The following is a 24,847-nucleotide window of genomic DNA, read 5'->3' as shown; positions in this document are numbered from 1 at the left end:
ACATGTTTAAAACAGTGTAATAGATTCATAAGTCTGCCTGGATTGGTTAAAAGGCGTCGGTATGATGGCTTTCATACGCAAGAATTAGCTATTATATCATGGAATGATTACGAATCGGCAAGATTTGTTAAATCAGCAAGGCTCCACAGTTCATTCCCAACTGTATAGTTCGCTTTGTCCACTATCCACCACAAATTTCGGATTTTAAATTTTTCTACAGGTTGAGAGATTCAATCTTGGGCTACTCAAAAATTGAATAATTTGTTAACATATTCCGATTTTTAATTATTGATTTAACTATGCACAACTACTTTATGCTGGCTGCCCTCGAACAAGCCTGGCTCGGACGGGGTACTTGTGCGCCAAATCCAAGTGTGGGTGCTGTGGCTGTGCACCGTGGAGAGATGATAGCCCGTGCTTGGCACCCAGGGGCAGGACATCCTCATGCAGAACAATTGGTATTGGAACAAGTTCCTGACAATTTAACGGATGTTACGCTTTATGTGACTTTGGAGCCTTGCAATCATTGGGGGAGAACGCCGCCCTGTGTTGAAGCGATTATTCATCGTAAAATCGCCAAGGTTGTTTATGGATTTTCTGATCCTAATCCACTTGTAGCTGCCAATAACACGCCGGAGCTTTTATTCAATGCAGGGATCGAGGTATTGCATTATCCTATGGAGGAGATTGATAGTTTTTATCAGAGTTACCGTTACTGGATAACCACAAAAAAGCCTTGGATTACTGCTAAAATTGCACAAACCCTGGATGGTAAAATTGCTGGTGTAAATGGTGTGCCTTGTCAGTTATCGAATGCCGATTGTAGTGTATTTACTCATCAAAATCGTTTGCATTCCGATGTTATTTTGACAACGGCGAGGACAGTACTTAACGATAACCCGCTTTTTAATGTACGCTTAAAAAATAAGGTATATAGCAAAACATTGGCAATTATTGATAGCAGCCTAAAACTTACTGGAGAGGAAAGAATTTTCAACAATGCAAAGCATTGTCATATTTTCTATCATGAAGGACATGGAATAAAAAAGACTGTACCCAATTGCAGCTATCATGCTGTGCCTGCTAGAGAAGGGCAGCTTAACCTTGAGATTATAATCAATTATCTCGGTCATCTTGGATTTCATGATGTGTGGGTTGAGGCTGGCGGTAATTTATTTTCAGCGTTGCATCGGGAGAATTTGGTGCAGCGAACTTATCTCTACCTGGTACCGACTGTTTTGGGTGAAAATACTACACCAGCATTTTATGGTGATTCTCTATTCACCAGCAAAAAAAAGGTTTCATGGCAAATACAAACTGATAATGTCATTGCGTGTCTGGATTGGCAGGAGAATTGATGTTTACTGGATTAATTGAGGCGTGTGGGGAAGTCATTTCGAATACTCAAAATCAAGCTGCAAATCGACTTCTTGTGAAGTCCTCCTTTGAGCGGTTGCAAACAGGCGAGAGTATCGCTGTAAACGGGGTATGCTTGACTTTGTTGCCTACAGAAGGAAATTACCTTGCATTTGATGTATCTCCTGAAACGTTAGCCTTAACAACGTTAGGGCAATTGCAACAGGGAGAGTTGGTTAATTTGGAACGTGCAATGCCTGCTTCTGCGCGTTTTGGAGGACATTATGTAAGTGGGCATGTGGATACCACAGCCTTTCTTAAGTCAACCGAGGTAATAGGCGAGTATCTGAAAATAACCGTAGGTGATTTCGTAGTTTGTGCCAAAATGTACCTGCTGCCCAAAGGCAGTATTACGCTAGATGGTGTCAGCCTCACCATAAATAAGGTAATGGAAAATGAGATTGAATTGATGCTGGTGCCGCATACGCTTGAAAAAACGACTTTGGGTCACTTAAGTATTGGCCAGCGTTTAAATGTGGAATTTGATTATTTGACTCGTATTGTAGCCCACCAGCTCAAAATTGCGGGACAATTAAATAAAGAGGTTGAAGTATGACAAGTCCTTTCGCAACTATCGAGCAGGCTATTGAGACTCTAAAAGCCGGCCGTATGATTATTTTGATTGATGATGAAAATCGCGAGAATGAAGGTGATCTGGTAATAGCTGCTCAACATGTGACACCTGAGGCGATTAATTTTATGGCTCTTTATGGTCGAGGGCTTATTTGTTTGCCAATGGCACAAACATTAATAAATAAGTTGCAACTCCCTCTGATGGCCAGGAATAATCGCTCACCTTATGGAACGGCTTTCACCATTTCTATTGAAGCTGCTTGCGGTGTTTCTACAGGCATTTCGGCAAAAGATAGGGCTCATACCATTCGCGTAGCCATCGATCCAGAAAGTAGCCCTCAAGATCTTATTTCGCCAGGACATGTTTTTCCATTAAGCGCCAAACCACGCGGCGTGTTGGAGCGGGCAGGGCAAACGGAGGGGAGTGTTGATCTGGCTGTTCTTGCTGGACTAACGCCTGCAGCTGTTATCTGTGAAATCATCAATGATGATGGCACAATGAGCCGCAGGGATGATTTATCCCGCTTTTCAAAAGAACATGATATTCCTATGGTAACTATTAAGGATTTGATTGATTATCGTATTCGTCATGAGAAATTAGTGGAAGAAATTGCAACGACCCGGCTTCCTTTACAAGAACATGGTGATTTTGCAATGACGGTGTTTGAAAACATCCTTGATTCCCGTGAACATTTTGCTTTAATCAAAGCTCCAAAAATTCCAAATCGTTTACCTTTAGTCCGTATTCATTCCGAATGCATCACCGGTGATGTTTTTGGTTCCTGTAAATGTGATTGCGGTGCTCAATTAAATCAATCACTACAGAAAATAGCCGAAGAAGGTGGGATTTTAATTTATTTGCGCCAGGAGGGACGGGGTATTGGTTTGGCCAATAAGTTGAAAGCTTATGCGCTACAAGAGCAAGGCTATGATACTGTTGAGGCAAATATTAAGCTTGGCTTTCCTGCAGACAGCAGGGAGTATGCAGTAGCTTTTCAAATTTTAAAGCACTTAGGACTCGACGCCGTTCGCTTGCTAACCAATAATCCGAAGAAAGTAGAATCGATTGAAAAATATGGTATTACAGTGAAGGAACGTATTCCGTTAATGGTTTGCCCTACGAACGAGAACCGCCATTATCTGAAAACTAAAAAACAAAAGCTAGGGCATTTATTAGCCATTGATTAGAGGTGGGCAATGCAACATATTAAAATTGATGTTACTGACGCTGTCAGTTCTTTCCCGGTAGCGATTGTGGTTAGCCGCTTTAATGAAGACATTACAAAGGAATTGCAGCGGGGGGCCGTGGAGCGGTTACAAGAATTTGGCTTTGCTTCCCATAACATCAGCATTATTGAAGTACCAGGCGCTGTAGAAATACCCTTAATCGCTAAACAAATCGCAATGGGCGCCCAAGTTAAAGTAATTATTGCCCTCGGTGCTGTAATCCGTGGTGATACAAGCCATTATGATTATGTTTGTGAGCAAGTCAGCAATGGCTGTCAGCGGGTTGCTTTAGATTATAATATTCCTGTGATTTTTGGGGTATTAACGACAGAAAATGAAGCACAGGCTTGGGATAGATTGGGCGGCGCCCATGGTCATAAAGGTCGCGATGCCGCGGATTGTGCTCTTGAAATGTATCAAATTACGCGTCGACTAGAGACGTTGTTTCAAAAATAAGGCATTGCAACAGTAGGTGGGTTCATTTGACCCAGCCATGCAAAACTAATTATTCACATTGAAGCTCATGCAGGATTGCGTTGGGTCAAATGCTCAACTTACTATAATCTGTTAAATAATCGATAGAAGCAAATGACTTGAACGGGGTAGCATTTTGCACAATATAGAGAAAAACTGTGGAAATAATATATTAATTCTGCGCGTCTTTTGGTACAATAAAACCCCGTTTATGTGCAAAATTTATTTTCCGCCTTACGTGTGCGGAGCATTCCAAACGGGGTCTTTATGACAAATTATATTTTCATCACAGGTGGGGTTGTTTCTTCTCTCGGAAAAGGTATTGCCTCTGCCTCTCTTGCAGCCATCCTCGAAGCCAGAGGTTTAAGTGTAACCTTAATCAAACTTGATCCCTACATTAACGTGGATCCAGGTACGATGAGTCCTTTTCAACATGGGGAAGTATTTGTAACACAGGATGGGGCAGAAACTGATCTTGATTTGGGGCATTATGAGCGCTTCGTACGCACTACAATGACCAAGCGTAATAATTTCACCTCAGGCAAAATTTATGAAACCGTTATAAAAAAAGAACGTCGTGGTGATTATCTTGGGGGAACGGTTCAAGTCATTCCTCATATTACCAATGAAATTAAGCGTTCAATTAAACAAGGCGCTGACAATTTCGATGTGGCAATGATTGAAATAGGAGGAACGGTGGGAGATATTGAGTCCTTACCGTTTCTGGAAGCTATTCGACAAATGCGTATTGAGTTAGGGGCACAGAGGGCTTTATTTATTCACCTTACTTTAGTCCCTTATATTCCTACTTCTGGCGAAACAAAGACCAAGCCCACCCAACACTCTGTGAAAGAGTTGCGTTCTATCGGGATACAACCTGACATTTTAATTTGTCGCTCTGAAAAACCGCTTTCCTCCAACGATAGAGCCAAAATTGCTTTGTACACCAACGTAGAAAAAGAAGGAGTGATTTCTTTACAAGATGCTAAAAGTATTTACCAAATTCCCATGATTCTGCATGAGCAAGGCCTAGATGAAATTGTTGTAAAAAAATTAGGATTAAATGTAAAGGTAGCTGATTTAAGTGAATGGGAAAAAGTCGTGGCTGCACAGAAAGTTCAAACCATGACAGTTAAAATCGGCATGGTGGGCAAATATACTGAATTAAATGATGCTTATAAATCTATCAACGAAGCACTACTTCATGCGGGTATTCATACACAAACCAAAGTAGAAATTGCCTACATCGATGCCGAATTGATTGAAAAAAATGGTGCCGATATTCTAAATTCCGTGGATGCGCTATTAATTCCAGGGGGATTTGGTGAGCGAGGAATCGAAGGTAAAATTAAAACAGTCCAATATGCTCGCGAGCAGAGAGTACCGTTTCTTGGCATTTGTTTAGGAATGCAAACGGCAGTAATTGAGTATGCACGCAATGTAGCGGGGCTTAAAGGTGCCAATTCAACCGAATTTGATAAGACTACACCTTATCCTGTTATTGGTTTAATCAGTGAATGGATGGAAGCGGATGGCAAGATTAACCTGCGGGATGAACATTCAGATTTAGGCGGCACAATGCGTTTAGGAGCACAGCCTTGTCATTTGAATACGAATTCATTGGCCTATAATATTTATCAAAAACCAGAAATTATTGAACGGCATCGCCACCGATATGAAGTTAACAATCAATTCTTGGAAACCTTGACAGAACATGGTCTTGTTATCGCAGGTCATTCTGCGGATGGCAATTTGGTTGAAATGATTGAATTACCAGAGCACCCCTGGTTTGTAGCTTGTCAATTCCATCCTGAATTTACCTCTACACCCCGTGATGGGCATCCTCTTTTTGAACAATTTGTGCGGGCAGCACGTAAACACCATCAGCAAAAGGAGACAGTATGAAATTATGTGGTTTTGAAGCAGGAATATCGGCTCCTTTATTTGTGATAGCAGGCCCTTGTGTTATTGAAAGCGAAGCGCTTGCCTTGGAGACTGCAGGTTATCTTAAAGAGTTATGTGCGCAATTAAATTTACCTTTTATCTATAAGTCGTCATTTGATAAAGCTAACCGCTCATCGATGAATAGTTATCGCGGACCTGGTTTTGAAAAAGGATTGATGATTTTAGAAAAAGTAAAAGAACAGATTGGTGTTCCAGTTTTAACTGATGTACACGAAGACACACCTTTGTTTGAGGTTGCTAGTGTAGTTGATGTTCTACAGACTCCTGCCTTTTTATGCCGTCAAACAAATTTTATTCAAAAAGTAGCGGCAATGAATAAACCGGTTAATATTAAGAAAGGACAATTCCTTTCCCCTTGGGAAATGAAGCATGTCGTTGCTAAAGCCAAAGCTTCTGGTAATGAGCAGATTATGGTGTGTGAAAGAGGGGTTAGTTTTGGTTATAATAATTTAGTGTCAGATATGCGCTCGCTACAGATAATGCGTGATACCAATTGTCCAGTTGTTTATGATGCCACGCATTCAGTACAATTGCCTGGTGGAAATAATGGTGTCTCCGGCGGCCAAAGAGAATTTGTCCCTGTTTTGGCAAGGGCTGCGGTTGCTGCAGGCGTTGCAGGTATTTTCATGGAGACACACCCCAACCCTGATGAAGCATTAAGTGATGGTCCAAACAGTTGGCCATTAGATAAAATGAAACCGTTGCTTGAAAGTTTAATGGCTATTGATAGGGTGGCGAAGGAGAGTCTTACCGTCATTAGTTAATCCTCTTTTAAAATATCACTTGATAAAACAGGTATATATAGGGACATAACATGGTTTGCGTTGGGTCGCACATGACCCAACTTATTCGTTCTGGCCCCTCCAAAGAGCGTTATTAAATTAACGGAACGTCAAAATCAATTTTCATGGTATAGTCTCCTAATCATGCAAAACATTTGCAATGACGTTAATTCTGTATACCTTGATTCATGCGGATTTAAGGACTAAAACCATGCAAAAAAGCAGAAACATTTTAATGAACAGGATTCTAGCTATTTTTTTATCCTGTTTGGTGCTATCGATAGCGCAGGCGGGGAAACCGTTATGGACGTTCGACCCACAAACACCGATAGACATTGCGGTTGCCAAAAATACCAGTAAACAGATACGCTATACCGTATATAATCAATCATCCAGACCTAAAATCCTGGTGATGAAAGCCATCGCTGGAATCACGAGCAACGTCTGCCGGCTTCCGGGCAAAGGACGTTGTACGCTTACTTTGAACGTTAATGGTTCAACCCTAAAGGGTGATGTAATAGGCGGTCCGCTGTTGTGCCAGCAGGACAACATGCTGCAATGTTACCAACCAAATTCAAAATATATCCTGCGTATCCATCTGACGGATCAGCCAGTACAACAATTCACTGTCACACCCTCAGCAGGTGCAAACGGCTCCATTTCACCTTCAACACCACAAGTGGTTGATGCGGGCAGTAGTCTTACTTTTACGGCAATACCCAATGCGAACTTCGGCATCAACCAATGGCTGCTCGATGGAAACGTAGTACAAACGGGTGGCACCGGCTATCAGCTGAACAATATACAGGCCAATCATACGGTACGGGTAACGTTTTGGCAGACAACGCTTTCCCCCCTTACTCAAGAATTGGCTTTATCGGTCAATGACCCGGTGACTAACTTAGCACTGCTAGGGACTCCGCGCATTATCAGGATAGAAAATATGGGCTCAGTACCGGCAAATGGCGTGCAGGTTAGTGCGTCCGGTTTTCCTACTGGAACATCCATCACCAGCAACACCTGTACGGGCACACTCAATGCCGGTGATACCTGCGACATTACCATCACCCCTGGCAATACAGCAAGCTCAAGCAATGGTGGCAATGCTTGTACCATGGCGCCGGGTACTGAGCCTGTGCCTACCACTGTTACTGTAACGGCTGATAATGCGCCGCAAACGACTATTAACGTGTTGGTATTGGGTTACGGTTGCATTTATCAAAGTGGATTTTTATTTGCCGTAGACGATACTACGCCTAATACGGGGAGTATCGGTGGCAAGGTAGCAGCACTTTCAGATCAAGCTGATCCTTTTCCAGGGATAATCTGGAGTTCGAACGCTGGCGGTGGCGTTGTTTTTAATGATATACCTGGAATCTATGATACCTCAACTACTCCACCCGATGCCTGCGATGGAAATAGCGATGGAGCTTGCAATACCCAGGTCATTGTTGCCTTTTACCCGACAATTAATTTGTCTTTTTATGCAGCGGGACTCTGCGTACAGTATACTGGTGGGGGTTTCACCGACTGGTATCTGCCAGCGATTTGCGAAATGGGATATAGAACCGAACTGGTTGATGCCGGTTGCGGTACCCAATTAAGCCCAACTTTGCAAAATATGCAATCCAATTTGGTTGATAATGGCAACATTGGCAATCTGACAAGTTTACACCATAGCTCTACCGAAAATTCAGCGGATCCTCAGTTTGGGATGTGGCAACAAACTTTCGATACTACTCCTGATCAGTATCCTGTGGGTAAGGGCGGAACGATTGCGGTTCGCTGCGTCCGGGCTTTAACCCCATAACATTTTTTTAAGTATAGCTTTGATGATTACCCTGTGTAATTATCAAAGCGACCTGTTAGACAATTCAATTCTCTTTTAAGTCAGGGTTATTCTTTAGAAACTCAATAATTTCTTTGCCTTTTCAATAAGTTCCTGAGAGGGAAGGTCAAAATAACCGCTTGAGGTTTTGTTTTAATTTGTCGATTTGGAGTTTTTTATTTTTTTTGATTCGATTTTTTTTTGCCTTTTTTCATGGAGTTGCTCTTGTGTAAAGCAAATTACTTATAAGTATAGAGGAGAGTTTAATAATTTTTTTATAGCTTATTAAGAGAGTGATATGAAAGACTTGGCGGAGAGGCAGGGATTCGAACCCTGGGAAGGTTGCCCTTCAACGGTTTTCAAGACCGCCGCTTTCGACCGCTCAGCCACCTCTCCGATAGGGCGAAATATATATCAACACTGGTTGCATTGCAAATAATTTTTCACTTATCTTTTTTAGTTGTCATTTTAAGTTTTTCAGTTCGCAAAATGATGTAGGATGGGTATAATGTGCCGGTTTACGATAAAGCTGCTCTCAATTAAAACGCTGTAATTTCTTTATTGGTTCAGAGGTCATCAATCGATTAAATCGCTAAGGCATAATTGATGAGTTCTTTACCGATAGCGTTCATAACAATAGGTGTTTATATGAAACGAATTCAAGCGCTACTTCTTATTGGTTTTTTATTATCTTTAACAGCATGCTCCAAATGGTGGAAAAAAGATGATGATGACTATAATCCTTATCAAGGAATGACAGCTAAACAATTATTAACTGAAGCTGAGAAAGCAATTGATAAAGGACAATATGAAAGTGCTGCCAAACGTCTTGAAGCCATGGAATCCATGTATCCTTTCAGTGATTATGCAGAGAAGGCACAAATGGATTTAATCTATGCTTATTATAAAAAAGATGATTACCCTTCTGCTGCAGCTACTGCAGAACGCTTTATTCACCTTTACCCGCGTTCCAAGAGCGTTGATTATGCTTATTACATGAAAGGGCTCGCGAATTTCCAACAACCTCGCGGGGCTTTTGCCGATAAGCTGCCTATCAACGAGTCATGGCGTGATCCAGGCACCCAAGCCCAAGCATATTCTGATTTCGCTACGTTAATACAAAAATTTCCCGACAGCCATTACAAGGCCAACGCGTTGCAGCGTATGATCTACTTGAGAAATATGTTTGCCCAGCGTGAATTAAATACTTCCAAATACTATTATCAACGTAAAATGTATGTGGCTGCTGCGGAGCGGTCAAGTTATCTGATAAAAAATTACCCTCAAGCCCCCAGTGCCCAGGAGGCCTTAGCAATTATTTATTATTCAAACAAAGCACTTGGATTAAAGAAAGCTGCAGAGGATGCATTGACGGTTTATCAGGCTACTTATCATAAGCAGCCGCCCAATGTAGTGGTTTAGCTTTTAATGTAGAGATGTTTCTAGAGCTCGCGGACAGGCTGCGAGACGTAGAGGTGGTTTAGAAATTAGCTTGACAGCCTATTTAAATCGTTCGGTGCCTCCCAGGGAATGTCAACCGTAGCCCGGCTGCTTGCAGCCGGGAGGTTCTATTCAATGCTCAAAGTATCAAATCATCGTTTCGCTTAGCTTCTTCTATCGATGATCCCGGTTGCAAGCAACCGGGCTACTTGCGAGAGTTTGAGGGCAAGCTGCGGAGGTAGGAATGGTGAAATGTCAACAGACTTAAGCGAGACATTCCTCTTCTTGCGATGCAATTTGTACTTGCTGATGAGGGATGCTTAACCCAGATAATACATCGTTTATTAATGCCCTTAGCTCACCGCTCAATAATGTTAAGGCTGCATCCCGTTGCTGATACTCTTCTTCTAATTGCCGTATGTCTTCAAACTCATCAATGAGGTAGTCCAAGCTTTTTAAGCGTTTAAAGGTTAAATCATGGGTTAACGTAAATTGAATACGGTCATTCCAAATCAATGAAATTTCAGCGGCCGCCAAGCCTTGGGACAATAAGGTCAAAATTTCTTCTGCGGGTAATTCATAGCCTTTGCAACTGACCCTTTTTTTATCATCATCTAAAGAGAAAAGTAGGCAATCCGATGCAAGTTGAAAAGAAGAAGGGAGTAATGAGGGGTCACTAATCCATTGGGCAAAACGCATCGCCAAATTTTCCTGACATGCTAGTGGTTCAATATGAATACCAGGGATAGATTTTCGTAATAAAGAAGTAAGTTGCGAAGCCTGGTTATTACTCGCGGCATTAACTATTAATCGATTGCTTACCGTATCCAATAAAGCAAAGAGTTGTTTTTGTACGCAAAATGATTTGGGTAATAATTCAAATTCCAAATCTTCTGCAAGCTGGGCGCGTTCGGCACGTTTAACAGTACGTTGCTGTTGCACTTCCAAAGCCTGAATACGTTCTGTCAGCAAACGTTTGATGACGCCTCGAGGTAGAATTCTTTCTTCTTTTCCCAGACAAATCAGGGAGCACCCTGCTACTTCCTGAACAAGCTCATCCGCATAAGCGGACAACCAGCCATAAATAAAACGAGCATGAGGCGGGCAAGGCTTCAATACCTCCTCAGCTAAGGCTGTTGTTAAATCCACAGACTCTTTAAATTCATATTGATAAACAAGTGCATTACTAAACCACATGCGAATTCCTCATTTAAAAAAAGAAGAATGCTAGCATGATTCTTAAGGCTCTGCGATGTAAATACTCCTACTCATTGGAAAATTTTAATGAATTCAAACGGTAATAAATTTTTGTTAAATCGCTCGTATCCGCATCTTTTCTTTCGATTTGAAAGAACTTTGAAAATGGCCTATCTCTTAAATAGGGACTAATAGACTAATAAAGGTTCCTTCTCTCGCACCTGCATTGAACAAGGAAGATAAAATGAAAGCGATATGTTGGCATGGGAAAAAGGATGTACGAGTCGATGACATGCCTGATCCCAAAATTATTAACGAGCAAGATGCAATCATTCAAGTCACAGCTTCTGCAATCTGTGGTTCGGATCTTCATCTTTATGGTGGATTAATGCCTACCATGGAGTCAGGGGATATTTTAGGCCATGAATTTATGGGAGAAGTTGTAGAGGTAGGATCTGCCAATAAAAAATTGAAGGTGGGCGATACGGTAGTTGTGCCGTTCACTATTTCATGCGGTAAGTGTAAATTTTGTAAGAAAAAGTTATATGCTTGTTGCGAATTATCAAATCCAAATGCTGAAATGGCCAGGCAGCAGATGGGACAAACACCTGCTGGTATGTTTGGCTACTCCCATCTGTTGGGTGGTTTTTCAGGGGGGCAGGCAGAGTATGTCAGGATCCCATTTGCAGATGTAGGACCAATCAAAGTTTCTACCGATATCGCGGATGAAAAAGTATTATTTTTATCTGATATTTTCCCTACTGGTTATATGGCTGCCGAAAATTGCAACATAGAAGCGGGAGACACTGTCGCAATTTGGGGATGTGGGCCCGTTGGCCAGTTTGCAATACAAAGTGCGTGGATGTTAGGGGCTGGGCGGGTTATAGCCATCGATTGTGTCCCAGAGCGTTTAAAACTTGCCGAAAAATTTGGCAAGGCCGAAATTATTAATTTCCAGGAGGAAAATGTTTTTGATGCTTTAATGGTAATGACAAAAGGTTTAGGGCCTGAGTGCTGCATCGATGCTGTAGGTTGTGAAGCACATGTAGGACCAACGTTCGATTCTTTCGTTGATCGTGTCAAACAAGTCACTTATTTGGCCATCGATAGGGCCCATGTTTTAAGAGAAGCGATTCAATGTTGTGGAAAAGGAGGGACAATTTCAGTTCCAGGTGTTTATTTGGATAAACTGGATAATATTCCTTTTGGTGCTGCTATGAATAAAGGGCTGACGTTTCGAATGGGGCAAACTCATGTCCAACGTTATTTACCAAAACTTTTGGAAAAAATAATGGAAGGTGAGATAGACCCTTCAAAAATTATCACGCATCGCATTAAACTTAATGAAGCCCCTGAAGCGTATAAAACGTTTGCGGAAAAGGATGATGGATGCATTAAAGTCGTAATCACGCCTTAGGAGATTTAAAATGGATATTTATGACTATCTAAAAATGGATCATGCCAAGGTTAGCCATTTATTTCAGTTATTTGAAAAGTCTGAATCGATAGAACGCCAACAACAAATTGTGGCTTTAATTAGCAAAGAATTATTGGTACATGCGCATGCTGAACAAGAAACATTTTATAAATATCTGGCTCAACATCCAGCCACGAAGGATTTGGCTGAGCATGGAAAAAAGGAACACGTTGAAATTGAAGAACAAATCGGTTCCCTAAATGGGAAAACCGGTAAAACTTGGCAGAAAGCTGTATTAAAATTGAAGGACATTGTGGATCATCATGTTAATGAAGAGGGTAAAATATTTAGAAAGGCCAAGAAAGTGCTCTCAGAAAATGAAGCGCTTATTATCAAAGAAAAGATGCATTATTTAAAAGGGAAATTTTTAATCTGGCTTGAAAACCAAGTTCAAGACTCGATGCAGAGTGATAAGGAAATATCTGAATTAACAAAAAAAACACCCAATATTTCTCGAAAAGATACTAAGACATCCCATCCTAAACTTCATTAGCCTAGTTTAGGAAGTAGTGTTTCGCTATGGGTAGAGATACCCATAGTTATCTATTTTCACAATAATAGAATCAAGAACTAAAGTCCTATTTATTTCTTATTATTACTATTTTCTAATTTTTGCCCCTCGACAATTTAATTGTCGAGGTATCAAAGCCTACCAATAAGCGTTAAAAGCTGCGACATAAGAAATAAATTGCGTCGTTTCTCGTCCGGTTACGGTAAACCATGGACCTGCAATAATGCCTATATTCGGTGAGAAATTATATTCAATAGCAGGAGCTAAGGTTATTTCTTCAATATTGCCGTGTCCTATGGGAGCGGGCATACCTTGAGCATTGTTGCCAATAAAGCCGCTAAATTGGGTGGCTGCCCGGGATGCATAATAGCCCTCCATGACTGCAACCCAATTTTGTGTCAGTGTAAATTCTGCAGCCAAATCCGCAGTAAACAAATCACCTGGATCAATGGTTCCCTGGGTGAACGGCGTGCCACCAAAACTACTCGCCCCTTGTATGTCAACGGTGTTGGCATACAGATAGTTTAAACTTAACCGAGTGCGTAAATAATGGGTTTCTCCAACGGGTAATAAATGTTGGAAGTTAAGTGCAACGCCAGTTTGATAACTTCCCAAACCAGTGGCATCCGCCCCATTATTTAAAGGGTCTAGCGCTTCAAATTTTCCGGTGGGGAATATTTCCTGCACAGTCACACGTAGGTCAGGCCGCCATTTGGACTCCTTCTGTTCAAGCAATTGGTAGCCTAATGTTACGGATGTATCCCCTAATCCTTGGGCTTGGCGACCTTTATTTTTATTGTAAACATAAGGCACGCCATATTGAATATCAAGTTTATCCGTTAAACCATGACTGAATATGGGATTACCAATAATGCTTTCGCTATGCGGTGTATGAACGAGTTTCCAGTGTCTTGTATAAATACCTTCGTTATCGGTATAAAAGCCATAGAGCTCAAGGTTTGAATGTCCACGTGGAATGGTATGTCCTGCTGGAGCTAATAAAGGACCTGTAAACCAGGGACCCGCCCACGCAATGTTTGAAGAAAAACAACCAAAACCCAATAATCCTGTAATGGATACACGAATAAAATGTTTAAACATTCTGAAATCACCTTGCAGCTTCGAAGGACAGTAGTGTAGATTAGCCGACTTTTAGCATTTGGGAAATAGTTTATGACGAGTGCGATTTATTTACATAAAGCAAAGCAAAACGCAATTAGAAGAGGGCATCCCTGGATATTTCCAAAAGCCATTGCTAAAACAAAAGGTAAATTAATTACGGGGCAGATCGTTGAAATTTTTAGTGACGATGGCGAATTACTGGGAACAGGTGTTTATAATGAACATTCCTTATACCGGGTCAGAGTATTAGCCTTAGCCTGTGAAAAAATTGAGACCTCCTCATTAAGTACAATTGTTACACACCGCTTAAGGCAAGCGTTGGCCATACGTAAGCAATTAAACCTTCCCAATGAACATACCAATGCGTTTCGTTTATTAAATAGCGAAGCAGATGGTTTATCGGGGCTTACAATTGACAGGTTCAATCAAATTACAGTAATAGCCAGCTCAGCTTATTGGGTTGAGGCAAATAAAGAAATCATTACACAATGTGTCAGAGAACAATTATCAGGTGAGTTGGTATGGCTAGCTCAACCTAAACCACTTGCTCAAGATGGCTGGGAATCGTTGCATGAAGGTCCAACATCCATAGAGACTCAAGTTTTGGAAGAAGGCATTGCCTATCACATTGATTTTTCACAGGCACAAAAAACAGGATTATTTCTTGATCAGCGCGAAAATCACAAGCGGATTGCGGCATTATCAAAAGGAAAAAAAGTGCTCGATCTTTATTGCTACACGGGTGGTTTCGCCCTGCATGCTGCCAAGGCAGGGGCTGTGAAGGTAACTGCTATTGATAGTTCTGCACCTGCAATTCTTAAGGCAAAACAAAATGCAGCCCTTAACCAGATTAAAACCATTGATTTTATTGAAGCAGATGCCCGAGACTACCTTAGCCAGGCTGGGGAATATGATTTGATCATTCTTGACCCGCCTAAATTGGTTCCTTCCCAACAACATTTGCAACGCGCAAAAAATTACTATCGGTATTTACACCGGGAAATTTTCAAGGCAATGCACCCTGGATCATTATTAATGACTTGCAATTGTTCTTCTGCACTATCCACGGATGAATTTACTACTCTTGTGGCTAGCCAGGCGACAGCAGTTGGCAAGAATACTCGTGTGCTCGGGATCTTTGGCCCGGCCAGTTGCCACCCCACACTACCAGCTTTTCCAGAAGGTAATTATTTGACCGCAGTATTATTAGCAATTGTATAAAAAGGTCTTATTCACACGAATAAGACCTTTTACTTAGTAACTTTTCAGCAAACTAGATGACGTTAATGGCTACCTCTGGTCCCGTCTCTTCCTTCGTCGATGCGACCTTGGACTCTTTCTTTTTGAAGAAGGAATGCTTTGTTTTAGAAGGTAACTCACTATCGTCAAAAGAAGGTTTTGTACTCCTATCAACCTTAAGCCAACTGTTTGCATAGGCCATTTGAATTGAACAGTCCGCCAACATTATTGTTGACTCTCCCAGGGAGGCTCCCAATTCTAAAGCATTCTCCTTAAAATTTGCTTCTGTAAGTGTCTCTGTGGGGAATTTTGCCATCTCCTCTGGGGTATAAGGAGAGTTCCCTTTATTATCATGATAATGTAGGAATTCTGTTACGGCATCGCAGAACGAATTTACAGCGGCTTTTACGGTATGTTTCCTTCTCTTACTTCCCGTTTCTTTGATACCTTTTTGGTAAGGATATCGTTTGGCATCCATTTCTGTGGCCTTTTCATAACCAAAACCGTATTGTTTTTGATGTTGTTTAATTTCTAAATTAATATGCTTAAGGAGTTTTTTACTTAAGACAGATACGACAGTATTGTTTTTATTTCCATGTATTAATGACTGGATGGATGCAATGAATCCTTTTTTTGCAGTGGGGACGGTGTATTTTTTTGGATCTAAGCCTAGCTTACTACTTGTTTTTTCAATTAGCTCCTCAAGAGCCTTTATTAAATCGGCTTGCTTGTTTTGAATCTCATTAGGGTCTTCCTTAGAATCGATTTTTGTATTCTTTAAAAGACGCAAACTGAAACTTATATCGAGTAGAGAATTCATGAAGGTTGCTTTAAGCGTTTTATTTTCATCCAGAGAGAGCTTCTCTATAAAAGCCCTATCGAAGGGATCTAACGGAATGTGGTTTTGCTCCATCCACAAAGCAATGTACTCGCTAGATATAATAGAATCTCTATCCAATTTTTTATAAAAATTCAACGTTTTTTGGATTGCAACGCGTAAAATGGGATGTCTTGACGTAACTCCGAACGCATCATTATTACCATAAATTTCATATTTCTCTTCATAAGGCAATCTAAAACTTCTTTTAATGTTTTCTGTTTCTGCCAAACCAATAAAAAAATTCCCAATGATCCCCAATGAAGATGTATCTGCTGTTAATGGTCTAGGGCTTATGTGCGCTCTCAGCTCTGTGTCTAAATAATAACCACCAAAATAATACAAACTACAATAACGGATTAAGTCACTAACGGATGCTAAATTCCGATGTCCAATTGCTTCACGCAAAACATTAAACATGAACTGGTTCGTTTCTTCATCAGAAAAAATAGGATCTGTTTTTAAAAGTGCCAGTAACTCATGAATAGATTTTACTTCAATGTTGAATTGTTTAGCATTGACCTCAATCCCTAAAGAGGCAGCAGAATTAGGATTTGCTATGTCTGGACCTCTACGCCATAAGCGGGGACCGAAGCGTTTTTGTTGGTATATCGAAGCGCCTAAATTGATCCTCTCAAGCGTCTTCTGTATATTTTTTTCGTCATCTGTCCAAAGAATGGTTTTGAACTGGGAATCGCGGCTCGTGGTCGCTAATTCACAAATTTGAGTTAAGTCATCTGCATTAATTGGACCACCTACCCAGATGTATTGGAACAGTGAAGGGATAGGCTGCGTAGTTTCTGTACGTGCTTTCAAGGTTATTTCTCCAGTATTAAAACTGGTTTAATTTTAAACAATTTGTTTTGATTTATTAAACGAAATTTTGGGAAGAGTGGGATTCCTCCCAGGAATAATTGAGTCTTTAGTCGATCAACGAAATGGTGAGGGATCTCTCCTGATGGGGAAGTCAACACTCATAAAGTAGAGCGCTGTTGCAAACAGGCTAACAACTCGTAAAAATTTAACCCACAAGCCTGAAGTAAAACTAACAAGTGAAAAAATAAATCGGATGCTTCATTTATCAATTCCTCTTTGTCCTTTTTTACAGCTGCAATTACGGTTTCAACGGCTTCTTCCCCTACTTTTTGCGCGCAGCGACTAATGCCTGTGGTAAGTAGTTGGGTGGTATAACTGGTTTCTTTAGGGTGGATTGACCGCTCTGCGACAACCTTAATCAGGTTGTCTAAAAAAAGAAATTTAGGCATAAAAGTAGATTGAAAACAAGAGTTGTATCCCAGGTGGCAGCTAGGGCCTGCTGGTTTAACCAGGATTAAAAGACTATCGCCATCACAATCGGTTTTAATACAAGCTACTTGCATGGTGTTTCCTGAGGTCTCACCTTTACGCCATAACCGTTGTTTACTGCGACTAAAAAAAGTGACCAGTTTCGTTTCCATCGTGATGGATAAGGCTTCTTCATTCATGTAGCCGAGCATGAGTACGTTTCCTGTATTATTGTCTTGAACGATTGCAGGAATAAGTCCTTTCATTTTTTTCCAGTTTAAATTGTTAATTTTCTCATTCACAGTCGCACCTCAATAGCGCTTTCTGCTAGCGCCCGTTTAACTTCATTGATACTTAAAAGTTGGTCATGAAAGACACTAGCGGCCAAGGCACCGTCTACGTTTGCTTTCTTGAATACCTCAATAAAATCATACAATTTACCCGCACCGCCTGAAGCGATGAGAGGGACATTGGTTATTGAGCGGATAAAGTGTAATTGCTCAAGGTCATAACCATTGCGCACACCATCTGCTTGCATGCAATTAAGAACAATTTCTCCTGCACCTCTTTGTTGTACTTCTTTCACCCACTCGCGTGTTTTTCGCCGCGAGTTTCTACTTTTAGACTCATCGCCTGTGTATTGATACACGTAAAAATCATCCTCAATCCATTGAGTATCGATACCTATCACTACGCATTGGCTACCAAACACACGACTCAATTGATCAATCAGATCGGGTGATTCGAGGGCAGGGCTATTGAGTGATAATTTATCAGCTCCCGCATGTAAAATCGCTTTAGCGGTATCCAAATGGCGAATCCCACCAGCAACGGTGAATGGAATATTCACTTTTGAAGCAACCTGGTTTATCCATTCAAAAGACACACATCGCCCATCACTACTGGCTGTAATATCGTAAAAAACCAATTCGTCTGCACCTTGCTGAGAGTAGCTTTCAGCAAGCGTGAGAATATCTCCGACGATACGATGATTGCGAAACTGAACCCCTTTCACCACTTGATTATTACGAACATCCAGGCAAGGAATAATACGTTTAGCTAACATAAGTATTCCTCCTTAGATAATCCTCTAGATTAAAATCGGTTTCATACAACATGCGCCCCAAAATGGCCGCTGACACACCTAAGAACTCTAAGTCTTTTAAATCCTTTTCATGACGGATACCGCCAGAAGCTTGCCAGGAAATGGCAGGGAATCGGTTAACTGCCTCTTCGTATAATTTAAAATTTGGACCTGCCATCATCCCATCTTGGGCTATATCCGTGCATAAGACTTCTCGAACACCTAACAGCTGATAGTAACTAACGACTTGCCAGAGGCTATTTTGTGTTGTTGTTTGCCATCCATGGATCGCCGTTTTTGGTGTGCCGTTTTGAATATTGACATCCAAGGCCAACACAATGTTCCTTGCCGCGACTAATTTAATCATTTGTGATGTCAGGTCGGGGTTTGTTATGGCAATACTGCCAATAACCAGTTTATCAATGCCACCATCAAGGCAAGCTTGAGCACAAGCCAGGCTACGAATCCCACCACCCAGCTGAAGGGATAATCCTGGTAATTTTAATCGTTTGATCAAAGAAAGCTGTGTCACTTTCCCATCTTGAGCACCTTCCAGATCAACAATGTGTAGCCGAGAAGCCCCTTGTTCTAAATAATGTTTGGCAAGCATGGTTGGTGGATTGTTGTAAATGGAAACCTCTTCGAATTTCCCTTGGCGTAGACGCACACATTGACCCTGCTGTAAATCAATTGCCGGAATCACTAACATAAATTCTCCAACTGCAAAAAGTTATTAAGTAGTTTTAAGCCCACCGTTGCAGATTTTTCCGGATGAAATTGCATGCCAAAAACGTTCTGATATTGCACAATTGCCGTAAATTCCTGGCTATATTGACAACGTGCTATGGCATGTTCTGCCTCAAGCAATGCATAACTATGAACAAAATAGACATAGTCTTGGGCTGTTAATCCCTGCGCCAGAGGTGAGTCTTTTGTCCAAATCAATTGATTCCATCCCATATGGGGAACAGGATGATTTGCACTGTGGCCAAGTTTTTTTATTTGGCCAGGAATACGTTTTAAACAAGGAACATTATCTTCTTCGCTATATTCCATGAGTAATTGCATACCTAGGCAAATGCCTAATAAAGGTTGGGAAATCTCTGATAGCACATCAATCAATTCGTGCTTTATAAGTGCATTCATTGCTGTGGAAGCTGCACCTACACCCGGCAAAATAACATGACTCGCCTCTTGTATTTGGTTCTTGTCATGGGTAAGGATGCTGTGATAACCCAATTGCGTTATGGCATTGGTTAACGACGTTAAGTTATTACCTGTTATATCAATTACAGCAATCATAATAGTCCCTTGGTTGAGGGTAGATTGTTATCACATCGGGTAATAGCCTGGCGTAAAGCGCGCCCTAAAGCCTTAAAACAGGCTTCAATCATGTGATGGTGATTTTTTCCTGTGACGGTTACATGAATCGTCGCGCCAAGGCTGCTTGCCAATGAATGAAAAAAATGCGAGACCATTTCCGTAGCCATGTCTCCTACAAATTCACGTTTGAACGGCGCTTCAAAACAACAATAATTTCGACCGCAAAGATCAAGGGTAACAGTGGCTAATGATTCATCCATGGGTAAGGTGAACCCATAGCGGGCAATGCCCCATTTATCACCTAATGCTTTTTTCAATGCTTCACCTAATGCTAACGCGGTGTCTTCAACAAGATGATGCTCATCAACTTCCATATCCCCTTTCGCTTTTATCTGTAAACCAAATCCGCCATGTTTAGCCACTTGCTCCAGCATGTGGTTAAAAAAGCCGATAGGGGTTTCAATCTGTGTACAGGCATTACCATCGAGTGCTAGTTGGACGGTGATGGTTGTTTCTTTCGTCGTACGATTCACATAGGCTTTTCGCTCGCGAAACAAGATAGCCTCTGCTATGTTGTACCAACCATGGTTGTTCGCTACCGGTAAAAAATTTACGCCAATTTTTTCTGCCAGTTGCTTATCTGTTTCCCTATCACCAATAACCCAGCAATTGTCTCTGTCAACAGGATTGTCGCGCAGAAAATCGAGCAATAAACCTGTTTTGGGTTTACGGCAGCTGCAGTTATTGGTTTCTGTGTGTGGACAAATAAAAATATCGCTAAAATGAATGCCCTGAGAGCGGAAGAGGTTAAGAGTAAAATCATGGCAACGTTGAAAATCTTCCTGAGGGAAGCTGTCTGTACCCAAACCGTCTTGATTAGTGACCATGATCAATTGAAAACCTGCATTGCTTAGGGCAAGAAGGTTCGGTATAACATCTTTACACAGTTTAATTTTTTCCAGCCGGTCAACCTGAAAATCCTCAGGTTCTTCAATCAGGGTACCGTCCCTGTCAATGAATAAAACTTTTTGCATCATTAGATCCTGTCGGGGTTAAAGTTTTCTAAAACGTGTATTAACTGCATATTTTGCCGCTCATCGCCTACAGTAATACGCATCATGTGTTCTAAAGGACTGTTTGCAAAATGGCGGACAGCAATCTCATGCTGTGAAAACCAAGCACTTAAAGCGGGTGCATGAGGGCTTGCCACTAAAATAAAATTGGTATGGCTGGGGTAAATGGTTTCTATCCAAGGTGATTCCTTAAGTTGCGCAACAAGATTTTTACGCATCGTAACGATACGCTTAATATTGCCATGGAACCATTCTTGATTGGCTAATGCCTCTTTTGCCAATGCTATCACTGCGCTGGAGAGTGTATAAGGTGGCATGGCATTCCGTAAGGCTTGAATAACTTGTGGTTGGGCGATAACACCACCCAAACGTAGTCCAGCAAGTCCGCAGGCTTTAGAGAGGGTTCGTAGTATTATCAAGTTGTCAAAAGAGTCAAGTAAACTTGCGGCTGTTTTTGTCTCAGAAAAATCAATATAAGCTTCATCAACAACAATGACTGCTTTATCCGTAAAATAATCACATAATTGAGCGATGCTTCTTAGCGATAGGATAGTTCCCGTAGGGTTGTTGGGTTGGCATAAAAAAATTAATTTGCAGTTTGTCCGCCAGGCCGCCATCAATTTTTCTGTCGATAACTCGAAACTATTATCAATGTCGAGTGGGCAATTAATAACTTGAGCTTGTTGTAGACGAGCATAAAAAGCATACATAGGGAAAGTAGGCGGGCATTGTAAAATACTGTCCAATCCCGTGCGCAAAAATAGCCGCATGATCAAATCGATGCCATCGTCACTGCCGCGAGTCAACACCAATTGTTCTGGCTTAACTTCAAAATAATTGGCCATAAGCTGTTGTACTTCTTGTTGTTCTAATGCCTTAGGATAGTGGTTGAGGGGCACGTGACTAAAATTTATAGGCGACCAGGGAAGTTCATTAGCGTGCAAACGTATTGTTAACTCATCACCAGTTGGCACATAAGGTTTAATATCAAGTAAATCAGGACGTATCAAATCTAAAACAGACATAGCCATCTCCATCAATAATTATTCCAACGCTTCCATACGAAGCTTAACAGCATTTGCATGAGCATCCAGTCCTTCGATGAAGGCCAACGTTTGTGCGGTATGACTTAAATGAGTTAGACCTTGAGGACTAACATGCTGAACACTGATGGTTTTTAGAAAATCCATTGTGCCAAGACCATTGTGGTTTCTGGCATAACCATTGGTTGGCAATACATGATTGCTACCTGTTGCATAATCACCCAGTGTTTCTGCGGCCCATTGACCCACAAAAATGGTACCTGCTGATTGGATATTCGGTACACAAGAGACGGCATCAGCCCGATTAATAATTAAATGCTCTGGAGCATAGTTATTAATAATGTTGCATTGTTCCTCAATATCTTCACAAATTAAAATTCGGCTGTGCTTCAATGCTTGTTCAATAATCGTTTTTCTGGATAAATTGACGAGTTGTTGCGCCACAGCCTCTTTGACCTGATTGGCAAATTGCTCATTTTCACAAAGCAAAATTACCTGTGAATCAACGCCATGTTCAGCTTGTGCCAGCAAATCTGCAGCGACAAAAGTGGGATTAGCCTGTGTATCTGTTGCAATCATCACTTCGGATGGGCCTGCAGGCATATCAATTGCAGCACCTAGCGGATCTGTTGCAACCTGACTTTTTGCTTCAGTCACAAAACTGTTGCCAGGCCCAAACAGTTTATCTACTTTAGGGATGGATTCTGTTCCATAGGCCATTGCTGCAATTGCTTGAGCACCTCCTACTTGATAAATTGCTTCGATGCTACATAGTTTGGCAGCAACTAATAGGTGAGGGTCAAGTTGGCCTGCTGAATTGGGAGGTGTACACAACACTTTAATAGGGCAGCCAGCAACCCTGGCTGGAATGGCCTGCATAAGTAGTGAGGAGACCAAGGGTGTGTTATTACCGCCGGGAACATATAAGCCAACCTTGTTAATAGGCCGATAAACCCGCTCGATGGTGACGCCCTCTATTGTCGTAAGCGTACACGATTGAGGTAATAGGCTTTGATGGTAAGAGGTTATTGTATTTATCGCTGTTGTAAGGGCATCCATCGCAGAGGCACTAATTTGGGCGCGATTAACTAGCGATGGTGAAACTTGTAACGAGGTTAAATCAATGCCATCAAACTCACGGGTCAATGCATACAGAGCTTCATCACCCCGGGATTTTACACAAGAAATAATTGTTTCAACCTGCTTTTGAAAATGCTTGCTTTGAGGTGGTCTTGCAAGTAACCGTTTTCTTTCATCGGATGCGCTGTTTTTCCAAAAATAACTAGTCAACATGTACATTACTCCAACATTTTTTCGATAGGCAAGACCAAGATTGAACTGGCGCCTAAGGCTTGAATTGTTTCAAGGGTGTTCCAAAATACCCCTTCGCTGGAAACCACATGGACAGCAACTTTATCTGGGTTAGCGGATAGCGGTAGGATAGTTGGTGATTCTGCACCCGGGAGACGTTCACAGATTCGCTCCAACGCATATTTAGGGGCATGGAAAAGAATGTACTTTCGTTCCATTGCTTGCTGTACCGCCTGAATGCGACGTTTAAGTGTGGTGAACAAGTCTTGAAAGGGTGGCTCCAGTGGGAGTGTTGTGCGAATAAAGGTCGCCTGGCTTGTCAGTATGGTATCCACTTCAACCAATTTATTATCTTCCAGTGTCTGGCCGCTTGATACCAGATCGCAAATGACATCAGCCATCCCCATTCTGGGAGCGACTTCAACAGAGCCTGACAAGACAAGACTTTCTGCGCAAATTTTGTGTTTTTCCAAGTACTGATTGAGAAGATAAGGGTAGCTGGTGGCGATTCGTTTACCTTCGAGACTTCCTGGACCCTGATAGGTAAAGGTATCGGGAATAGCAATCGCTAAACGGCAGCGACAACTGCCAAGAGGCAATACAACGTCATAACTCCCATTTGAAGCGAGTGCTGCTTCAAATAACACATTTTCGCCAACAATCCCTCCGTCGCATAATTGATCAAAAATCAGGGTAGGGATGTCATCATCGCGAACAAATAACAAATCTATGGGAAAATTTTCTACATGCGTTAATAAGGCGTTTTCTTTCAATCGAAATTTCAAACCACAGCGTTTTAATAAACTAAGGGACTCTTCTGCCAAACGGCCTTTTTTTTGTAAGGCGATACGTAAACGTTTCTTCACGACTGCTCCAATCGATCTGCAATAAGTTGATACCCACCACTGCCCAAGGTCAGGCAGCGAGCTACACGAGTAATAGTGGTTACACTGACTCCTGTTTGTTCATGAATAGTTCGATAAGGAATATTTTTACGTAGTAACGGTACTACTTCCCACCGATCAGCCATTGCTTCAATTTCAGCAGGCGTACAGAGATCCGTAAAAAAGGCAATCGCTTCTTCCTGATTCTTAATCGAACTAATAGCTTGCATAAGATGACGGATGGAATGTTGTTTGTATGGATGTGATTTCATAATAACGTATTAACGTAATAGAACAATATTGCATTGTAACGAGTGTTTGGCATGGTTGTCAATAGGATAACAATTACAAAACATACCTTGTCGCTATCGTGAAATGTCTGGGGTGGAGAATAAAAGTGAAGGAAGATTTTGCTTTTAAATCAGCAACAAAGTATCTTAATTTGAAATGGTTTTTCAATATTCCATAATATCGACCACTGGCAGAAAAGGGTGAGTTATGAATTGCTGATTGGAGTAGAAGTGAATTAGCTCGTGCTTTTGGGCAGACCATGAATACTGGATTAGCGCTTAATTACCTCTACACAATGAGGTATTGTTTAACCTAAATTATCTAGCTTAAGGACAAATCATGCATAGAAAGGAAAGACATTTTTTTACTACGACCATAACAGCCCTTTTCTGTTGTTTAATGCTGTTAAACGTACAAGCAGCCAAG

Annotated in this window: 23 protein-coding genes and 1 tRNA gene; 11 read left to right on the top strand and 13 right to left on the bottom strand. The window is 41.4% G+C overall.

From position 1 onward, the window contains the following. Nucleotides 1–299 precede the first annotated feature (299 nt). The 7 genes from ribD (at nt 300) to Ljam_RS05525 (ending at nt 8,247) form a co-directional block, all read left to right on the top strand. Entirely contained in the window at nt 300–1,358 is a 1,059-nt protein-coding gene (gene ribD, locus Ljam_RS05555) for a bifunctional diaminohydroxyphosphoribosylaminopyrimidine deaminase/5-amino-6-(5-phosphoribosylamino)uracil reductase RibD (protein ID WP_058449135.1), read from the top strand. Continuing rightward, nucleotides 1,358–1,972, top strand: coding sequence for a riboflavin synthase (locus Ljam_RS05550; protein ID WP_058449134.1), 615 nt, complete (start codon nt 1,358–1,360; stop codon nt 1,970–1,972). The genes ribD and Ljam_RS05550 overlap by 1 nt, the downstream gene beginning before the upstream one ends. Then, nucleotides 1,969–3,177: a bifunctional 3,4-dihydroxy-2-butanone-4-phosphate synthase/GTP cyclohydrolase II gene (locus Ljam_RS05545; protein ID WP_058449133.1), complete on the top strand. Its 1,209-nt coding sequence runs from the start codon at nt 1,969–1,971 to the stop codon at nt 3,175–3,177. Before Ljam_RS05550 ends, Ljam_RS05545 begins: the two co-directional genes overlap by 4 nt. Before the next feature lie 9 nt (nt 3,178–3,186). After that, nucleotides 3,187–3,672 carry a 6,7-dimethyl-8-ribityllumazine synthase gene (gene ribH, locus Ljam_RS05540; protein WP_058449132.1) on the top strand — a complete coding sequence of 162 codons (486 nt, stop codon included), beginning with the start codon at nt 3,187–3,189 and terminating at the stop codon, nt 3,670–3,672. Nucleotides 3,673–3,957: 285 nt separating this feature from the next. Beyond that, nucleotides 3,958–5,595, top strand: coding sequence for a CTP synthase (locus tag Ljam_RS05535; RefSeq protein ID WP_058449131.1), 1,638 nt, complete (start codon nt 3,958–3,960; stop codon nt 5,593–5,595). Continuing rightward, the gene (gene kdsA / locus Ljam_RS05530) at nt 5,592–6,419 is read left to right on the top strand and encodes a 3-deoxy-8-phosphooctulonate synthase (protein ID WP_058449130.1); all 828 of its coding nucleotides are present in this window, start codon (nt 5,592–5,594) and stop codon (nt 6,417–6,419) included. The genes Ljam_RS05535 and kdsA overlap by 4 nt, the downstream gene beginning before the upstream one ends. 229 nt (nt 6,420–6,648) lie before the next feature. Continuing rightward, complete coding sequence (locus Ljam_RS05525) at nt 6,649–8,247, top strand: InlB B-repeat-containing protein (protein WP_058449129.1); 1,599 nt, start codon at nt 6,649–6,651, stop codon at nt 8,245–8,247. Between the two features lie 326 nt (nt 8,248–8,573). Here the strand turns inward: Ljam_RS05525 and Ljam_RS05520 are convergent. Beyond that, a tRNA-Ser gene (locus Ljam_RS05520) sits at nt 8,574–8,661 on the bottom strand. Nucleotides 8,662–8,913: 252 nt separating this feature from the next. Between Ljam_RS05520 and Ljam_RS05515 the strand changes: the two genes are divergently transcribed. Continuing rightward, nucleotides 8,914–9,687: an outer membrane protein assembly factor BamD gene (locus Ljam_RS05515; RefSeq protein WP_058449128.1), complete on the top strand. Its 774-nt coding sequence runs from the start codon at nt 8,914–8,916 to the stop codon at nt 9,685–9,687. A gap of 282 nt (nt 9,688–9,969) precedes the next feature. Here the strand turns inward: Ljam_RS05515 and Ljam_RS05510 are convergent, their stop codons facing one another. Beyond that, entirely contained in the window at nt 9,970–10,902 is a 933-nt protein-coding gene (locus Ljam_RS05510; protein ID WP_058449127.1) for a recombination-associated protein RdgC, read from the bottom strand. 244 nt (nt 10,903–11,146) lie between these two features. On the opposite strand from Ljam_RS05510, the gene Ljam_RS05505 reads away from it, so the two are divergent. Both Ljam_RS05505 and Ljam_RS05500 read left to right on the top strand, forming a co-directional pair. Then, nucleotides 11,147–12,319, top strand: a complete 1,173-nt coding sequence (locus tag Ljam_RS05505) for a zinc-dependent alcohol dehydrogenase (RefSeq protein WP_058449126.1) — start codon at nt 11,147–11,149, stop codon at nt 12,317–12,319. Between the two features lie 10 nt (nt 12,320–12,329). Beyond that, on the top strand, nt 12,330–12,872 hold the full coding sequence (locus Ljam_RS05500) for a hemerythrin domain-containing protein (protein ID WP_058449125.1): 543 nt from the start codon (nt 12,330–12,332) through the stop codon (nt 12,870–12,872). A gap of 156 nt (nt 12,873–13,028) precedes the next feature. On the opposite strand, the gene Ljam_RS05495 is transcribed toward Ljam_RS05500, so the two are convergent. Then, the gene (locus Ljam_RS05495; RefSeq protein WP_058449124.1) at nt 13,029–13,991 is read right to left on the bottom strand and encodes a hypothetical protein; all 963 of its coding nucleotides are present in this window, start codon (nt 13,989–13,991) and stop codon (nt 13,029–13,031) included. A 72-nt stretch (nt 13,992–14,063) separates the two neighbouring features. Here Ljam_RS05495 and Ljam_RS05490 point away from each other — a divergent pair, with 72 nt between their 5' ends. Beyond that, a complete protein-coding gene (locus Ljam_RS05490) occupies nt 14,064–15,233 on the top strand; it encodes a class I SAM-dependent rRNA methyltransferase (protein ID WP_058449123.1) in 1,170 nt (389 codons plus the stop codon). 52 nt (nt 15,234–15,285) lie between these two features. Here the strand turns inward: Ljam_RS05490 and Ljam_RS05485 are convergent, their stop codons facing one another. From Ljam_RS05485 to Ljam_RS05440, 10 genes are all read right to left on the bottom strand, one after another. Then, nucleotides 15,286–16,944, bottom strand: a complete 1,659-nt coding sequence (locus Ljam_RS05485) for a glycosyltransferase family 32 protein (RefSeq protein ID WP_058449122.1) — start codon at nt 16,942–16,944, stop codon at nt 15,286–15,288. Between the two features lie 158 nt (nt 16,945–17,102). After that, entirely contained in the window at nt 17,103–17,714 is a 612-nt protein-coding gene (gene hisIE / locus Ljam_RS05480) for a bifunctional phosphoribosyl-AMP cyclohydrolase/phosphoribosyl-ATP diphosphatase HisIE (RefSeq protein ID WP_074881722.1), read from the bottom strand. Further along, complete coding sequence (hisF, locus tag Ljam_RS05475; RefSeq protein ID WP_058449121.1) at nt 17,711–18,478, bottom strand: imidazole glycerol phosphate synthase subunit HisF; 768 nt, start codon at nt 18,476–18,478, stop codon at nt 17,711–17,713. The genes hisIE and hisF overlap by 4 nt, the downstream gene beginning before the upstream one ends. Further along, entirely contained in the window at nt 18,468–19,205 is a 738-nt protein-coding gene (locus Ljam_RS05470) for a 1-(5-phosphoribosyl)-5-[(5-phosphoribosylamino)methylideneamino]imidazole-4-carboxamide isomerase (RefSeq protein ID WP_058449120.1), read from the bottom strand. Before Ljam_RS05470 ends, hisF begins: the two co-directional genes overlap by 11 nt. After that, nucleotides 19,199–19,798, bottom strand: a complete 600-nt coding sequence (gene hisH / locus Ljam_RS05465; RefSeq protein WP_058449119.1) for an imidazole glycerol phosphate synthase subunit HisH — start codon at nt 19,796–19,798, stop codon at nt 19,199–19,201. The genes Ljam_RS05470 and hisH overlap by 7 nt, the downstream gene beginning before the upstream one ends. Then, entirely contained in the window at nt 19,795–20,853 is a 1,059-nt protein-coding gene (hisB, locus tag Ljam_RS05460) for a bifunctional histidinol-phosphatase/imidazoleglycerol-phosphate dehydratase HisB (RefSeq protein WP_058449118.1), read from the bottom strand. Before hisB ends, hisH begins: the two co-directional genes overlap by 4 nt. Before the next feature lie 2 nt (nt 20,854–20,855). Continuing rightward, entirely contained in the window at nt 20,856–21,917 is a 1,062-nt protein-coding gene (hisC, locus tag Ljam_RS05455; protein ID WP_058449117.1) for a histidinol-phosphate transaminase, read from the bottom strand. Nucleotides 21,918–21,935: 18 nt separating this feature from the next. Continuing rightward, entirely contained in the window at nt 21,936–23,228 is a 1,293-nt protein-coding gene (gene hisD / locus Ljam_RS05450) for a histidinol dehydrogenase (RefSeq protein WP_058449116.1), read from the bottom strand. A gap of 5 nt (nt 23,229–23,233) precedes the next feature. After that, entirely contained in the window at nt 23,234–24,112 is an 879-nt protein-coding gene (gene hisG, locus Ljam_RS05445) for an ATP phosphoribosyltransferase (RefSeq protein ID WP_058449115.1), read from the bottom strand. Continuing rightward, nucleotides 24,109–24,402, bottom strand: a complete 294-nt coding sequence (locus Ljam_RS05440) for a YerC/YecD family TrpR-related protein (RefSeq protein WP_058449114.1) — start codon at nt 24,400–24,402, stop codon at nt 24,109–24,111. The genes hisG and Ljam_RS05440 overlap by 4 nt, the downstream gene beginning before the upstream one ends. Nucleotides 24,403–24,847: the final 445 nt, after the last annotated feature.

The organism is Legionella jamestowniensis (genome assembly GCF_001467745.1).
Taxonomy (GTDB): Bacteria; Pseudomonadota; Gammaproteobacteria; order Legionellales; family Legionellaceae; genus Tatlockia; species Tatlockia jamestowniensis.
Note: the sequence above shows the minus strand (reverse complement) of the source record. Positions and strands in the feature narration are given on the sequence as shown.